This window comes from Bifidobacterium sp. LH_230, assembly GCF_056357555.1.
Map to the genome: position 1 here is coordinate 40,363 of NZ_JBKEWJ010000001.1, position 14,918 is coordinate 55,280.

Sequence of the window (14,918 nt, forward strand, 5' to 3'; positions counted from 1 at the left end):
CCCCAGCCCGGCCGGCCTGCGCCGGCCACCCTCCCCTAAGAGGGGAGGGAAAGGTTAGTGTAGAACCGGTTTCTGATCCTAAAAAGACACCCTCCCCTGAAAGGGGAGGGAAAGGTGGTGGGTATGTCGGCCGCGATGCTGCCGTTGCCGCGTAGCAGACACCGTTCATCGTGATTTCCCTCCCCTTTCAGGGGAGGGTGGCCGGCACAGGCCGGCCGGGCTGGGGTACGCGGCCGACAGGCCGCTACCAACACAGCATCGCGCAACGCGCGATTCCGCCTTCCTGCACTCAGAAGATCGCCGCGCCGTCCTTGACCAAAATCAGCACGACGATCGCGATGATCCAGATCACGTCGACCATCAGATCATAGTTGAGCCGGTAATACGTGCGCAATCCGCGCGAACGCGCCGGCAATCCCTGCACGGTGACGGTCGCGTGGCTCAACGCCATGAACTGGATCGTCGTGGAGAACATGAGCGCCAGGCACCACGGGCACAGCGCGTTGATCACGAACAGCGACTGCGTGGTCAGCCAATACGAGTAGGCGATCGCGGCAAGCCCGCCCAGCCACGTGCAGGTCGCGAACCAGCGCGGCACCGCCACGCGCGTCAGACCGATCACCGCGATCGTGACGAACACGGATTCCGCCGCGATGCCGAAGAACGCGTTCGGATAGCTCAATCCGCCGAACTTGATGATCTCCGACTGCCACGACTGCGCGACGGTCGAGCAGGAAAGCACGCTGTTGATGTCGCAGTCGAGGATCTGGTTGGGATTGCGCGCGAGCTTGAGCGTTTCCGCCGACAGCACGAACGAGACGACCAGCGCGACCGCCGAGGCGATCAGCATGATCAGATACGTCCATGTCGCGGCGTGTCGCCAGCCGCGCGGCTGATCGGCGGCGTCCGCCGTTTCGCTGATCGTCGTGTCGCTGGCCTGTTCGGTTGTCATGTCAGGTTCCCCTTCCGCATACGTTCGGCATGTCATATGGCATGCCGATGACTGAGTTCAGATTACGATGGTCGTATGACTCGCATCGACATTCCTACCGAACCGCCGCGCACGGGCTGGGACATCCACTGCCATACGGTGTTTTCCGACGGCACGGAAACGCCGGCCACGCTGGTGACGCAAGCCAAGGAACTTGGACTGGCCGGCGTGGGCATTTCCGACCACGACACGACCGCGGGATGGCATGCGGCCGAGGACGCGTCGTCGCGCTGCGGGCTGCCGTTGCTGCGCGGCACGGAGATCACCGCCGACGACGAGGGAATCTCCGTGCACATGCTCGCGTTCCAGTACGATCCGCGCAGCCGGCATATCTGCGAACTGTTCGAGGCGACGCGGGCGGCGCGTCTTAAGCGCGTGCGTCGCATGGTCGAACTGCTGTCCGCGGATTATCCGATCACGTGGGGCAGCGTGCTCGAACAGGTGCGTGAGGGGGAGAAGACGACGATCGGCCGGCCGCATATCGCGGATGCGCTCGTGGCGGCCGGCGTGTATCCGACCCGTTCCGACGCGTTCGCGGACGTGGTCAGTTCGTCGAGCAAGTACTATATTCCGACGCCGTCGCCGACGACGCACGAGGTGGTACGTGCCGTGGGCGAGGCCGGCGGCGTGACGGTCATCGCGCATCCGGGCGATCTGAGCCGCAACCGGCGACTGCTGTCGGACGCGCAGATCGAACGGCTGGTCTCGGAGGGATTGGACGGGCTGGAAGTGTGGCACCGTGGCAATCCGCCCGAGCAGCGCGAACGGTTGCTGACGATTGCGCATCGGTATGGGCTGTTGGTGACGGGTGGTTCCGACTGGCACGGCAAAGGCAAGCCGAACACGCTGGGGGAGAACCTCACCGACGAGGCCACCGTGGCCGAAATCGTCCGCCGCGGCGCGATTCCGCTGTGGCGGTGAGGAGTTGGGGTGGGAGCCGCGTCGGCGCGGCTCCCACGTTGGAATCGCGCGTTGCGCGATGCTGTTTTGGTTGGCGGCACTGGCGTGCCGCGACGCTCCCTCAGCCGAGGGAGCCGAGGCTTTATATCTGTAACTTGCTGCGTTCGGCAATAGCCATTGCAACAATCTTAGAGCCGCGTTGTTGCAGCCTGACTCCCTTTTGCTAAGTCGAAAAGTAAAGAAACGTCAGAGGCATTTTTAGACGAGAAGCGAGCGGTAGCGAGCTAACAACACAGCCAGCCGAAGGCTGTTGACGCTGGCGGTAGCCTTGGCTCCCTCGGTTGAGGGAGCTGTCAGCGAAGCTGACTGAGGGAGCGTCTGCGGCCGTAGGCCGCCGATAGTACAGCATCGCGCAACGTGCGATTCCGCAACGTTGCGCGATATGCCCGATCCTCAGCGGATCACAGGGCGCCGAAGCCGACGGCGTGCTTGGTTTCCGAACCGATGATCGCGTAGCCGAGCGCGTCGGCGGGAACCACGATGTGGCGGCCCTTGTCGTCGGTCAGTTCGATGGTCTGATGCTCGCTGACGGCCTTGCCGATCACCGCGTTGACTTCCTCGGCGCTCTGCTCGGTGCTGAACGTGACGGTGCGCGCCACGTTGCGGATGCCCAGTTCGATATCCATGATTGCTCCTTATGGTTGGTGGATGTGCGCTGGCCGGCGGTGCGGCCATGTGCGGACGACCTATGATGCTTATTGTGCCAATCGGACGACCGCGCCGTGCGGGTTACGCTTTCGGCGTGGTCTCGCCGGTGTCGTCGTTATCGTCATTCGCCGCCGCGACGCCGGCTGTACCGTCGGAGTCATCGGTTGCGGAGACGGCAGGAGTCGCACCGGTACCGGTTGACGTCGTCGATGCCTGAGCCGTGCCGTGGGCCACGGCCTGCGTGATGCCGGTGCGCGAGGCCAGTCCGAGCTGCGCGTCACGCAACGCGCGCTCCTCCTGCTCGAGCAGCGGAATCAGCACGGTCTGCGCATCCTGATCCTGCGCCGCGGCGGCATGATCGGCGTGCAGCCGGTCCTGATACGGCTGGGAACGGTAGGCGTAAGGCTGCGCGTCCATCAGCTGGTCCTTGGGTTCGTCGTCCGCCACCGGTGCGGGCGACTCGACCGGCATTGCAGTTTCGGACGGTTGCGCGGATGCCGCGAACATCGCGTGGGCCTCGGTCGGGCTGATCGCCTGGGTCGGCGTGCTCGACGGCGACCATGACGTAGGTGCCTGGCTCGTATGCGCCTGATGCGCCTGCGGCGTCGAGGCCGGCGTGCTGTCCTCGGTCGAATCCGGGTCGGACTGCGCGGCGTACGAACCGACCGCGTTGACCGCATTGACGGACGCCGAACCGGTGCGGTCCATGTCACCGGTCGCGTCGGAATCGACAACGTTCGCACGATGCTGTTGTGCGGCCTGTTGCGCCGCCTGCTGAGCCTTGGCCTGCGCCGCGGCCTGTGCGAGTCGTCGTTCGCTTTCGTGCAGCAGCGTACCCACGGTGATCGTCGACGGCGACTGACTGTCGCCCATACTGTTCGACCGGCTCGCGTTCGATCCGTTCGCGCCGCCCAATCCGGCCGCTGCGGCCGTCGCGCTCATCGGCGCCGGCGTGACGGGAGCCGACTGGCTCTTCTGCGTCGCCAGACCCAACTGATGGGCCAGACGGTCCACCTGCGCCTTGAACTGCATGATCTTCACGTTGTCGGCCCGGTTCAACGCCTGAATGAAATCGCCCACCTGCTCCATCTGCAGCCACAGGTTGGCGCGCAGCATGATCAGATCATCCAACCGCGACCCCATCATGCGACCGTATGCAGCCAGCACCGCATTGCGATGCTCCTCATCCAACTTGGCGAAGATCCACGCCAAGTCACGCGCCGGATCATTCACCTGCATGCCCTGCCAGTTCGTGACCGCCGTGATCGTCGACCCCGAATACAGCACGTCGCCGTCCACGAAACCACCGTGCACGAAACAGGTGCCGAACGCCCACAGTCCTTCCGTGTCGATGATCCGCGCCCAACTCGACGTGATCTCCGGCGGAATATGGCCGGCCGAACGCAGCCGCTTGATCCAGCCGGTCAGCTGCGCGTGAATCTGCGCGGTGCCGAACACCGGATAGCCGCCCGGCTGCACCAAAGCCGCGGGAAGCCGGTGGATCGCGCCGATCGCCGTGCCCATCGCCGAACAGTCGTCCAACGTCAGCAGATCGAGATTGCGGGCCACGCCGTCCAGATGGTTGATGACCATCACCGCGGTCAGTCCCGTCGATCCCTTGCCGTCGGTGCCGTCCTGGAACGCGGCGACCTGATCGAGTCCGAACCCCAGTCCGCCCGGCTCACGCGACTCGGCCAGCGTACGGGCCGCGCGCACGCGCCCCTGCAACCGTTTGCGTCCCGCGTCGGTGCTGGATGCGAACACATCGTACTGTCGGCCGGTCGCGTCCAACACGATCGCCTGATCGATGCCCGCGGCCGAATCCGGCGTATTCGACGGACCCGCGTCGCGCACTCCGGCAACGGTGATGCTCGGCATGGCCGCACAGGCGAGGGCCGCCAACTGGAATTTGCTTCGTTCACTCACAGTTACACCCTAATACATACCGTGACGCACACGGCGTTTTGCCGCCATCCGTGACATATCTTCGTACGGTCCGCGTGAAACACATCGTGGAACATGCCGGAACACGCGCGGCGGAGTCCGCGGGCATCGCGGCTGCCACAATGGGACGCATGACATCGGCAGACGCAATCCTCGAAGGACTGGACGACGCGCAACGCACGGCGGCGACCACCGTGAACGGTCCGGTGCGCATCATCGCGGGCGCCGGAGCCGGCAAGACGCGCACGATCACGCGGCGCATCGCCTACGCGTGCGCCAGCGGCGAATGGAATCCGTCAGGCGCGCTCGCCGTCACGTTCTCGGTGAAGGCCGCCACGGAGATGCGCTCCCGATTGCGCCGGCTCGGCGTGGAGGAGGTCAGGGCGGCCACGTTCCATTCGGCTGCGTTGCAGCAGTTGCGCGGCGTGTGGGAGGACGTGTGCGACGGGCCGTTCCCGCATGTGGCGAACGATGGGGAGCCGGAGCGCATCGTCGCGACCGCGTTGCAGCGCGTGTGCGGTGCCGGGCTGGATGTCGACCGGCTCACGGTGCGCGACGTGCACGCGGAGATCAACTGGGCGAAGGTGTCGATGATCGCGCCCGGCGACTACCCGCGTGTGTGCGCGGCCGTGCACCGTCGCCCGCCGGCCGGGCTGGAATCGCAGCAGTTCGAGGATGTGTACGACTGCTACGAGCAGGAGAAGACCGCGCAAGGACTGATCGATTTCGATGACATTCTGCTCGTCGCCTGCCATGTGCTGGACGAGTTCGAGGATGCGGCCGCGACGATCCGCCGGTCGGTGCGCTGGCTGACCGTGGACGAATACCAGGATGTTTCCCCGTTGCAGCACCGGCTGATGATGCTGTGGCTCGGCATGGGTTCTCAGGGCGGCGGCCGGTCGTCCGGATCGGAGCCGGCCAACCGCAACGTGTGCGTGGTGGGGGACCCCGCGCAGACGATCTACTCGTTCGCCGGCGCGAGCAGCTACGACCTGCTGTCGTTCGCGGACCAGTTCGGGCCGCTCGCCGCCGACGTGAATCTGAATACCGATTATCGTTCCACGCCGCAGATCGTCGGCTATGCGAATCGCGTGCTTGCCAAGTCGCCGAACCGCGCGGATTATCTGCGATTGACGTCGGCCCGCGACGATGGTGCGCGCGTGACGCATACGGTGTACGGGTCGGATGAGGAGGAGGCCCGCGGCGTGGCGGCGCGGATCGCGCGGATGGTGTCGCGCGGCGTCGATCCTGCGGATTGCGCGGTGCTGACGCGCATCAACGCGCAGCAGCCGGTGTTCGGACGTGCGCTGTATGAGGCCGGATTACGGTATCGCGTGCGGCGGGATGCCGGATGGTCCGGTTCGGGGGAGTCCGGGGCTTCCGCCGTCGGCGGTGCGGACCCGGTCGCCCGGCAGGAGGCGCTGGAATCGCTGGGCGCGGACAGTGCGGCGCAGGCCGGCGCGGTGACGATCTCCACGATCCACGCGTCCAAGGGTCTGGAGTTCAAGCACGTGTTCGTGGTGGGATGTTCGGAGGGGTTGCTGCCGTTCGGCTCGCCCTCCGACGACGCGGCGTTGGAGGAGGAGCGGCGGCTGACCTATGTGGCCGTCACCCGTGCCGAGGACAGCCTGCACATGTCCTACGCCCGGGCCAAAGACCCGACCCTGCCGGGCCGGGCGCGCACGCCGAGCAGGTTTTTATCCTGATTCGGGAGGGGGAAGGGGGATCGCGCTTCGCGCGATACTGCGTTACTGGCGGCCTGACGGCCGCGGTACCCCAACCCGTCCGGCTTTCGCCGGCCACCCTCCCCTGAAAGGGGAGGGAATCGTTGGACGGGTCCGCGGTCTTCGCCACGTTAGGTCACCCTCCCCTAACAGGGGAGGGTGACCTAGGAAAGGCGGTCCAGGTCTCGCCGACGAGGCCTCTGAAAGGGAAGGAAAGCTGAGGAAAGCCGGCGCGGGGTGCCAACGAGACTACCACTCCTCTGAGATGGGAGGGAAAACTGAAAACTCTTAAAACGATCTGCAGTGTTTTCTTGCCCTTTCGTCCAAGGAGAGCGGCTGAATCTGTTGGATAAGGACAGACCCTAGTTTTCCCTCCCCTGTGTGGAAGGGAACTAGTCTGCGGGTCGATGAATATGCCTCCAGCCCTTTTCCCTCCCCTCTCAGGGGAGGGTGGCGCGTAGCGCCGGGTGGGGTACTGCGGCCGTCAGGCCGCCGATAACGCAGTATCACGCGAAGCGTGATGCCGTTATCTCGAACCAGTGGGTGTTTACCTACCATGAGGGGAGCGTGGCACGTGGATGTTTGCGGACCATTGAACCGTAAGTGGGTGTTTGCCTACCACGAAGGAGCGTGATAAGTGGGCGTTTACGGACGGACGAATCATAAGTGGGCGATCACCTACCACGAAGAAACCTCATAAGTGGGCGAATCCGTACCATGAACAAACAAGTGGGTGTTTGCCTACCACGAAAACCGCCAAATTAAGGTTTTCGTGGTAGGCAAACACCCACTTACCGATTATTGCGTCCGGGAACACCCACTTATTGCGCGTCATCCGGGGTGTCGCCGGCATCGCCGGACGGGTCATCACCGGAATCCTCGTCGAGGAGCTTGCTCAGCTCGGCATCCCAATCAATCGCATCGGAGCCATCGCCCGAACCGTTCGGTTGAGCGGACGCCCCCTCGCCATTGCTGCCGTCAGCGGCATCGGCGCCGCCGTTGGCCGGCTGGTCGCCCGGCAACGCCGGCAGCATATCCGGATGACCCCACTTCGCATCGCGGGCCTCGGGACCGTCCGTCGCACCGATCTGCTCCCAGAGAGCCGCCGCTTCGCGCATGCGCTTGGGACGCAGCTCCAATCCGAGCAGCGATTCGAACGTCCGCTCGGCCGGACCGCCGACCGCCCGCTCACGGCGAATCATCTCACGCAACTGCTCGATATGCGGAATATGCGCCATGCCGGCACGCCAGACCACGCAATCCACCCAGCCTTCGACCAGCGCGAGCAGCGTCTCCAGCGACGCCTTCGCCTCCTGCTGCTCGGGCGTGTCCGCAATGCCCACCTTCGTCAGGTTCACCGCGCCGGAGATCGCCTCCGGGTCCATCGAACTCGCCTCACGCAGCTGCTCCTCCATCGCGTCCAGATCGATGTCCACGCCACGCGCGTACTTGCCGATCAGCGCCTCGAACCGCGGCATCAGCCACGGCACCGACGAGAACAGGCGCGCATGCGCCATCTCGCGCAGCGCAAGGAACGACATGACCTCCCCAACCGGAATATCCAGCGACTTCGCATACTCCTCGACGTTCTGCACAATCAGGCCACCAGCGGGATTGGCCAGCAGCGCGATGCCCTGGTCGAAACTGCCATGCACCTCGTGAGACAGATCACCCGCCGCATGCCCCAGCTGCATCGCGAACGACGTGTTGCCCAGCAGCCGCATCAGCTGAGCCGGGTTCTTCATGCCGTCGGGAATCGGAATCGACACCGGGCCGGCGAACACGCCCGCGATCTCGCCGCCGTCGAACGCGTCGCCCAGGCGCTCCGAAATCACCGAGGCCAGCGCCTCGTTCATCGACTCGGCCACCGGCGCCGCGAACTTCGCCCACGCGTCGATCGTCTCCTCAACCCAGCCGGCACGGGTCATCACCTCGGGCTCGCCGGCCACCGGATTCATCTCGCACGCCGTGTCCAGCCACAGGTTCGCCTCGCTCATCGCACGACGCGCCGCGGCGCCCGCCTCCGCGCTCACCGTCGACAGCGAACCCTCGCCGTTCGCCTGCTGCAGCGCGATCGACTTCGCCAGCTTCACGTTGATCGGCCCCTCGGCCACCGTCTGCTGCATCTCGCTCGGCGTGTTCAGCCCGCCCGCAGTGAACGCCTGCATCAGCGCCTGCACCTCGCTCGGCTTGGGCAGCTTCGACGGGTCCTGGCTCATGAGCTGGTCCTTGATCGCGTCAGGCAGGTCATTGAGCTGCTTGAAGGCCATCTCGCCCTGGATCGGGCCGAAACATTCGATCAGCCACTGGTGGATTGCGTTCTCGTCCATAGTCCGTTCCCCGCTTCATGTGTTAACGTCGGTTGGTTCCATAGTATTGGAGGTATGCCGAACATGCACACGAAACGCCAGTCTCACGCCGAAGGCATATTCCCGGACGCCACGCAGGAAGCCGTGGAGGAGAACGCGACGCAGACCCGGCAGCCGGATGAGTCCGACCCGGAGTCCGAGTCCGCGTCCGGTTCCCGGCAGAGCACACGACGCGATCCGAAGCGACACGGGATTCGTCGTACGATCGCGCTCGTCAAGAACTATTACGGCATCGGCGTCTATGTGCCGGCCCGCCGCTATTGCGGCGCGCTCGCCGTGCTGCTGTCGGCCATCGTGCTGTGTCTGCCCAGCGCATACGCGGTCGAAGGCCCCGGCCCCACCGCCGACGTGCTCGGCAAGACCGGCGGCAAGACCATCATCACCGTCACCGGAGCCGACACGCACCAGGACACCGGCAAGCTGCTGCTCGTCACCGTCAACGCGTCCGGCGTGCCCGGCTATCCGGTCACCAACGCGCAAACCGTATGGGCGTGGCTCGACCCGCAGCAGACCGTCATGCCGCAGGAGGCCGTCGTGCCGGTCGGCCAGAGCGCGGAGGAATACCAGAAGGAAAGCGAGAAGGAGATGACCTCCTCGCAAGGATCGGCGACCGCGGCGGCGCTCGCGTACGCGAAGCAGACGCTCGGCATCGACACGAGCGGCGTGAAGGTCACCATGCATGTCGACGACATCGGCGGCCCGTCCGCGGGCATGATGTACTCGCTCGGTCTGATCGACAAGCTCACCGAAGCGGATGAGACCGGCGGCAAGACGATCGCCGGCACCGGCACGATGGCGAAGAACGGCAAGGTCGGCGCGATCGGCGGCATCCGGCTCAAGATGATCGGCGCGAAACGGGACGGCGCGACGTGGTTCCTCGCCCCGGAATCGAACTGCGACGAGGTCGTCGGCCATGTGCCGGACGGCCTGCGCGACGTGAAGGTCGCGACGCTCGACGAGGCGTATCAGGCGCTGGTCGCGATCGGTGACGGCAAGGGGGAGTCCCTGCCGCACTGCACCGCCTGATCATGTCGGTCAGATGGTGCCGATGACCGTCCGGGACGCGGTGCGATCGGATGCGTCCGGCCGCGTGTCGGGCCGCGTCGCATGACCGTTTGGTGAGACGCGCCGCGCGTGTTAACGTGGCTGTTCCCCGAGGTTTGCTAATGTATGTCCCGTGAATCAAACGGCATCTGATAACGCTGAAGAGTTCGGTTTCCACAAGGGCGACATTGTCCAGGAGTGGATGTGGGACGAGGACGTGGACGATTCGATCCGCGCCAAGATCGAAGACCTGACCGGTGAGGATCTGGTCGACGAGGATTACGATTCCGCCGTGGACGGCGTGATCATCTGGTGGCGCGACGGCGACGACGAAGACGAGCTGTCCGACACGATCGTGGATGCCTACGCGGTGCTCGGCGATGATGGCCCGCTGTGGGTGCTCACCCCCAAGCCGGGACGCCCGGGCGCGGCAAGCTCCAGCACCGTGCAGTCCGCGGCGAAGACCGCCGGCATGAACGCCGCCACGCCGCTGACCATCAGCAAGGACTGGAACGGCATCCATCTGCGCGCCTTCGGCAAGGGCCGCTGACAGACTTCGGACATCATGTGGAGACGACCGCAAGACCGTCTCCACTTCTTGTATGCGGCCGCATGAGCCTGTTGCGTGCCCAAGAAGTGCCCACAGTTCTGGGTTCCGTATGACGAAGGCCTCGGAAACTTCATGATTCCAAGGCCTTGCGAGTGTGGGCGATGAGGGGCTCGAACCCCCGACATCCACCGTGTAAAGGTGGCGCTCTAGCCGACTGAGCTAATCGCCCGCGTTGCACTACTGTATCATGCGGCTGGACCGCGCGACACGGCGTGGTCCAGCCGGGCGTCCGGCGCTGGGATGCAAGGCGTGTGGTGCGGCGTCTCAAGCGCAACGTACAGTTGCATGCAGAGCATGTTATCCGTGAGGAGGTTGATATCCGATGGCGCAGGAAGCTGAAGCGGAACGCGGTGGGTCGTCTATTGCCCGTGCCTCGAATCGTAAGTTGGGATACGACACCGGGCAGGTCGACGCGTTCCTGAACCGCGCCCATGCGCTGTACGAAAGCGACGAGCAGACGCTGACGCAGAAGGATATCCAAGACGTTTCCTTCGATCTGGCCAAGGGCGGCTACGATATCGCGCAGGTCGACGCCGCATTGTCGCGGCTCGAACGTGCCGTCGTGGACAAGCAGACCGCCGCGCAGATCTCCGATCAGGGCCGCGTCGCGTGGCGCGCGCAGACCGAACAGCTGTATCGTCAGATCGCCCAGCATGCGGATCGCGCCGAACGCGCGCGTTTTCAGGACGGCAAGAAGAAGCAGCCGTCATATGATCGCAAGCAGGTCGACCAGCTGATCGACGACATCATCGACAAGGCCGCGGCCGAGTTGGGTGTAGACGGTGCCGACAAGGCCGCGGCCGCCGAACTGGCGAACGTGACCGCGGCGTCGGTGAGCAACGCGATCTTCACGCAGCGCAAGGGCGCGCGCGGATACGACGAACGGCAGGTCGACTACTATCTGAACGCGTGCGTCCAGCTGCTCAGCCGACTCGAATCGTTCGATCGCGTGTCCGATCTGATGAACGGCGGCAACGCCGATTCGTCATCCGAACCGTCCGCCGCTGCGGCACAGCCGGCCGCCGCGGTCGCTCCGCTGTTCCCGGCCGCGAGCACGGCAGCGCCGGCGGCGGCCGCATCGTCGGCATCCGATGAACAGCCTTCGGAAGGCGCGTCATCCAGCGAATCCTTCGACGCGCTGCACAAGGCGGAGCAGGCGATCTTTGCCGCGCCGGTCGCCGCAGTCGCGGCACCCGCACCGCAGCCCGCGGTTCCCGCCGCTCCGGTCTCGCCGGCGGCATCGGCCGAGCCGTCCGAGAGCGCGACGCATGAGGCGGCCCCGGTCCCGGCTCCCGCAAGCCAGCCGGCGGACAATGGCACGAATGTGTCCGCCGACTTCCTGCGCAACGCCGATCCGTCGCTTGCCGAACTCGCCCATCTGGCCGAAAGCACGCAGGAGAAGGCCGATGCGCCAAGCATTTTCCAGCCGCACATGCCGAGCCTGACCACGCCGAGCGTGCCGGAAGTCACCGTCGGTGCAACCCATGCGGAACCGGAACCGGTCTCGCACAAGCCGGCCGCCGCCGCGCCCTCCCCGGCGGAACCGACCGGCGCATCGCAGCCCGCGCCGCAGCCGGCCGCCGCGCCGGCACCGTCGGACATGCCGGCGTCGTTCGCGCCCGCATCCAAGCCGGTGCATACCGCATCGCGCGGCCGCGTCAGCCAGTCGGCACCGCAGCAGGTCGAGCCGTTCCAGCCGGCTCCCGCAACGCCGACCGCCACGGCACCGGCACAGTCGTCCTCTCCTGCGGCCGATCAGACCGCCGCACACGCAGGTTCCGACGTGCCGCCATCGTTCGCTCCCGAACAGCCGGTCAGCCGCCATCACGCGCATGCCGCCACCCAGCCGGCTCCCGTCGCACCGGCGCAGTCCGAGCCCACTCCGGCAGCCGCACCGGCCAAGCAGCCGCCGGTCGTGCAGCCCGTGCAGCCGAAGGACACGAGCACCACGGTGTTCCCGTCGATCTTCCCGCAGACCGACACGGACATCCCCGACCTGTCGTTCCCGTCGCTGTACGGCGACGACGACAAGCAGTGACTGGCAGTAAGGCATCATCCACGACTTTCGCAACCCCTCACCAACCAACAGAGGAACGCACAGTGAAGCAACAGGTATCGGTCGTCATTCTCGGTTCCACCGGGTCCATCGGCACCCAAGGCTTGGACGTCATCTCCCGTCACCCGGAACGGTTCGCCGTCACCGGCCTCGCCGCGGGCGGCTCCCACGTGGAGCTGCTGGCACAGCAGGCCGCGACGTTCCATGTGCCGCAGGTCGCCGTATCCGACAAGAACGCGGCCAAGCCGCTGCGCGAGGCGCTGGACCGGCTCGGAGCCACCTACACGAGCGTGCAGGCCGGATTCGACGCGGTCATCGGACTCGCCGGATGCGGCGCGGGCGTGGTGCTCAACGGCATCACCGGCTCGATCGGCCTCGAACCGTCGATCGCGGCGCTCAAGGCCGGCTCGCAGCTCGCGCTGGCGAACAAGGAATCGGTCGTCGCCGGAGGCCATCTGCTGTTCAGCTCGCAGACGCGCGACAACCAGATCAACCCGGTCGATTCCGAACATTCCGCGATCTGGCAGTCGCTGCGCGCCGGCACGCACGGCGAGGTCAGCAAGCTCGTCGTCACCGCGTCAGGCGGCCCGTTCCGAGGCTGGAAACGCTCCGACATGACCGGCATCACGCCCGAACAGGCGCTCAACCACCCGACTTGGCACATGGGACCGGTCGTCACCATCAACTCGTCCACGCTGATGAACAAGGGCCTCGAGGTCATCGAGGCGAGCCGACTGTTCGACATCACGCCGGACCGCATCGACGTGACCGTGCATCCGCAGTCCATCGTGCATTCGATGGTCGAGTTCTGCGACGGCGCGACGATCTGCCAGGCGTCGCCGCCGGATATGCGTCTGCCGATCGCGCTCGGCCTGTCCGCGCCGGACCGTCTCGACAACGTCGCGGCCGCCTGCGACTGGACGAAGGCCGCCAGCTGGACGTTCGAGCCGCTGGACGACGAGGCGTTCCCGGCCGTCTCGCTGGCCCGCCACTGCCTCAAGGCGTCCGAAAAGCATACGGCGGTGCTCAACGCGGCCAACGAACAGGCCGTGCACGCGTTCCTCGAGCATCGGCTGCCGTACCTCGGCATCGTCGACACCGTCAAGGAGGTGCTCGACGAGATGGATGCCGAGCTGCGCGGCGCCCCGCTGTTCGAATCCGTGGAGGAAATGAGCCAACTCGAGCTGGAAGCCCGCCATCGTGCGGACGATCTGATAAACAAGCAGTAGTCGATATCGCGAATACGGGCCGTGCGGTTGCCGCCGGCCCGTAACTATGCCACGTAGGGAACAGACCAGAACATGAATCCTTCGAATACCGAAGCCGCAAGTCTTCAGCCGCCCGTCAGCAAGCCGTTCCGCAAAACCGGCGACCCGGTCGAGCTGACCAGCGAGTCGCCGCTGCACCCGCGCCGCAAGTCGCGTCGCATCATGGTCGGCCCCGTGCCGGTCGGCGGCGGCGCGCCCATCTCCGTGCAGTCGATGACCAACACGCTCACCGCGAACGTCGGCGCCACGCTCCAGCAGATCGCCGAACTGACCGCCGCCGGCTGCGACATCGTGCGCGTCGCCGTGCCCAGTCAGGACGATGCGGACGCGCTGCCCGAGATCGTGCGCAAGTCGCCGATCCCGGTCATCGCCGACATCCACTTCCAGTCCAAGTACGTGTTCCAGGCCATCGACGCGGGTTGCGCGGCCGTGCGCGTCAACCCGGGCAACATCCGCAAGTTCGACCAGGTCGGCCCCGACATCTGCAAGGCCGCGACCGACGCGGGCATCTCCCTGCGCATCGGCGTGAACGCCGGCTCGCTCGACAAGGACCTGTATGCCAAGTACGGCGGCCCCACCCCGGAGGCGCTCGTGGCGTCCGCGCTCAAGGAGGCGCGCATGTTCGAGGACGTCGGCTTCCACGATTTCAAGATCTCCGTCAAACACCACGACGTGATCACGATGGTCGAGACCTACCGTCTGCTCGCCTCGAAGGGCGATTGGCCGCTGCACCTGGGCGTCACCGAGGCCGGCCCGGCATGGCAGGGCACCATCAAGTCGTGTCTCGCATTCGGCGCGCTGCTGGCCGAAGGCATCGGCGACACGATCCGCGTGTCGCTGTCCGCGCCGCCGGTCGAAGAGGTGAAGGTCGGCTGCAAGCTGCTCGAATACATGGGACTGCGCCCGCGCAAGTTCGACATCATCTCCTGCCCGAGCTGCGGCCGCGCCCAGGTGGACGTGATCCAGCTCGCCTCCGCCGTGACCGAAGGTCTGAAGAACATCACCGCGCCGATCCGCGTGGCCGTCATGGGCTGCATCGTCAACGGCCCGGGCGAGGCGCGCGAGGCCGATCTCGGCGTGGCGTCCGGCAACGGCAAGGGACAGATCTTCATCAAGGGCAAGGTCGTCAAAACCGTGCCCGAGGACCAGATCGTCGAGACGCTGCTCTCCATCGCCAACGACATCGCCGCGCAGATGGAGGCCGACGGCAAGGTGCCGGCCGGCTCCACCGGTCCGGTCGTCGTGCCGATCCAGCATCCGAACCGCGCCGCATGACGACACCGGATCAGCAGGACGCCGTCGAA

Annotated in this window: 11 protein-coding genes and 1 tRNA gene; 7 read left to right on the forward strand and 5 right to left on the reverse strand. The window is 65.9% G+C overall.

The window, feature by feature from the left end:
- Positions 1 to 289 precede the first annotated feature (289 nt).
- Entirely contained in the window at positions 290 to 952 is a 663-nt protein-coding gene (locus AC1A0G_RS00150) for a vitamin K epoxide reductase family protein (RefSeq protein ID WP_476526639.1), read from the reverse strand.
- Positions 953 to 1,027: 75 nt separating this feature from the next.
- Here AC1A0G_RS00150 and AC1A0G_RS00155 point away from each other — a divergent pair, with 75 nt between their 5' ends.
- Positions 1,028 to 1,912 carry a PHP domain-containing protein gene (locus AC1A0G_RS00155; protein ID WP_476526640.1) on the forward strand — a complete coding sequence of 295 codons (885 nt, stop codon included), beginning with the start codon at positions 1,028 to 1,030 and terminating at the stop codon, positions 1,910 to 1,912.
- Positions 1,913 to 2,352: 440 nt separating this feature from the next.
- On the opposite strand, the gene AC1A0G_RS00160 is transcribed toward AC1A0G_RS00155, so the two are convergent.
- Both AC1A0G_RS00160 and AC1A0G_RS00165 read right to left on the reverse strand, forming a co-directional pair.
- The gene (locus tag AC1A0G_RS00160; RefSeq protein ID WP_476526641.1) at positions 2,353 to 2,577 is read right to left on the reverse strand and encodes a DUF3107 domain-containing protein; all 225 of its coding nucleotides are present in this window, start codon (positions 2,575 to 2,577) and stop codon (positions 2,353 to 2,355) included.
- Between the two features lie 103 nt (positions 2,578 to 2,680).
- Positions 2,681 to 4,477 (reverse strand): phosphotransferase, encoded by a 1,797-nt coding sequence (locus AC1A0G_RS00165; RefSeq protein WP_476526822.1) that lies wholly within the window; start codon positions 4,475 to 4,477, stop codon positions 2,681 to 2,683.
- Between the two features lie 197 nt (positions 4,478 to 4,674).
- On the opposite strand from AC1A0G_RS00165, the gene AC1A0G_RS00170 reads away from it, so the two are divergent.
- Complete coding sequence (locus AC1A0G_RS00170; protein WP_476526642.1) at positions 4,675 to 6,249, forward strand: ATP-dependent helicase; 1,575 nt, start codon at positions 4,675 to 4,677, stop codon at positions 6,247 to 6,249.
- 839 nt (positions 6,250 to 7,088) lie between these two features.
- On the opposite strand, the gene AC1A0G_RS00175 is transcribed toward AC1A0G_RS00170, so the two are convergent.
- Positions 7,089 to 8,597: a zinc-dependent metalloprotease gene (locus tag AC1A0G_RS00175; protein ID WP_476526643.1), complete on the reverse strand. Its 1,509-nt coding sequence runs from the start codon at positions 8,595 to 8,597 to the stop codon at positions 7,089 to 7,091.
- Between the two features lie 54 nt (positions 8,598 to 8,651).
- Between AC1A0G_RS00175 and AC1A0G_RS00180 the strand changes: the two genes are divergently transcribed.
- Positions 8,652 to 9,662 (forward strand): YlbL family protein, encoded by a 1,011-nt coding sequence (locus AC1A0G_RS00180; protein WP_476526644.1) that lies wholly within the window; start codon positions 8,652 to 8,654, stop codon positions 9,660 to 9,662.
- Between the two features lie 151 nt (positions 9,663 to 9,813).
- Positions 9,814 to 10,230, forward strand: a complete 417-nt coding sequence (locus AC1A0G_RS00185) for a DUF3052 domain-containing protein (protein WP_214373303.1) — start codon at positions 9,814 to 9,816, stop codon at positions 10,228 to 10,230.
- 155 nt (positions 10,231 to 10,385) lie between these two features.
- Here the strand turns inward: AC1A0G_RS00185 and AC1A0G_RS00190 are convergent.
- Positions 10,386 to 10,459: transfer RNA gene (locus AC1A0G_RS00190), tRNA-Val, on the reverse strand.
- Positions 10,460 to 10,612: 153 nt separating this feature from the next.
- Between AC1A0G_RS00190 and AC1A0G_RS00195 the strand changes: the two genes are divergently transcribed.
- The 3 genes from AC1A0G_RS00195 to ispG all read left to right on the forward strand — a co-directional run bounded on the left by AC1A0G_RS00195 (position 10,613) and on the right by ispG (position 14,889).
- Positions 10,613 to 12,328: a DivIVA domain-containing protein gene (locus AC1A0G_RS00195; protein ID WP_476526645.1), complete on the forward strand. Its 1,716-nt coding sequence runs from the start codon at positions 10,613 to 10,615 to the stop codon at positions 12,326 to 12,328.
- A gap of 62 nt (positions 12,329 to 12,390) precedes the next feature.
- Positions 12,391 to 13,575, forward strand: a complete 1,185-nt coding sequence (gene dxr / locus AC1A0G_RS00200) for a 1-deoxy-D-xylulose-5-phosphate reductoisomerase (RefSeq protein ID WP_476526646.1) — start codon at positions 12,391 to 12,393, stop codon at positions 13,573 to 13,575.
- 72 nt (positions 13,576 to 13,647) lie between these two features.
- Positions 13,648 to 14,889 (forward strand): flavodoxin-dependent (E)-4-hydroxy-3-methylbut-2-enyl-diphosphate synthase, encoded by a 1,242-nt coding sequence (gene ispG, locus AC1A0G_RS00205; RefSeq protein ID WP_476526647.1) that lies wholly within the window; start codon positions 13,648 to 13,650, stop codon positions 14,887 to 14,889.
- Positions 14,890 to 14,918 lie beyond the last annotated feature (29 nt).

What these genes read in the sequence shown, in the direction of transcription:
- AC1A0G_RS00150 (WP_476526639.1), bottom strand. Translation starts at nt 952, where the DNA reads ATGACAACCGAACAGGCCAGCGACACGACGATCAGCGAAACGGCGGAC.
- AC1A0G_RS00155 (WP_476526640.1), top strand. Translation starts at nt 1,028, where the DNA reads ATGACTCGCATCGACATTCCTACCGAACCGCCGCGCACGGGCTGGGAC.
- AC1A0G_RS00160 (WP_476526641.1), bottom strand. Translation starts at nt 2,577, where the DNA reads ATGGATATCGAACTGGGCATCCGCAACGTGGCGCGCACCGTCACGTTC.
- AC1A0G_RS00165 (WP_476526822.1), bottom strand. Translation starts at nt 4,477, where the DNA reads ATGCCGAGCATCACCGTTGCCGGAGTGCGCGACGCGGGTCCGTCGAAT.
- AC1A0G_RS00170 (WP_476526642.1), top strand. Translation starts at nt 4,675, where the DNA reads ATGACATCGGCAGACGCAATCCTCGAAGGACTGGACGACGCGCAACGC.
- AC1A0G_RS00175 (WP_476526643.1), bottom strand. Translation starts at nt 8,597, where the DNA reads ATGGACGAGAACGCAATCCACCAGTGGCTGATCGAATGTTTCGGCCCG.
- AC1A0G_RS00180 (WP_476526644.1), top strand. Translation starts at nt 8,652, where the DNA reads ATGCCGAACATGCACACGAAACGCCAGTCTCACGCCGAAGGCATATTC.
- AC1A0G_RS00195 (WP_476526645.1), top strand. Translation starts at nt 10,613, where the DNA reads ATGGCGCAGGAAGCTGAAGCGGAACGCGGTGGGTCGTCTATTGCCCGT.
- ispG (WP_476526647.1), top strand. Translation starts at nt 13,648, where the DNA reads ATGAATCCTTCGAATACCGAAGCCGCAAGTCTTCAGCCGCCCGTCAGC.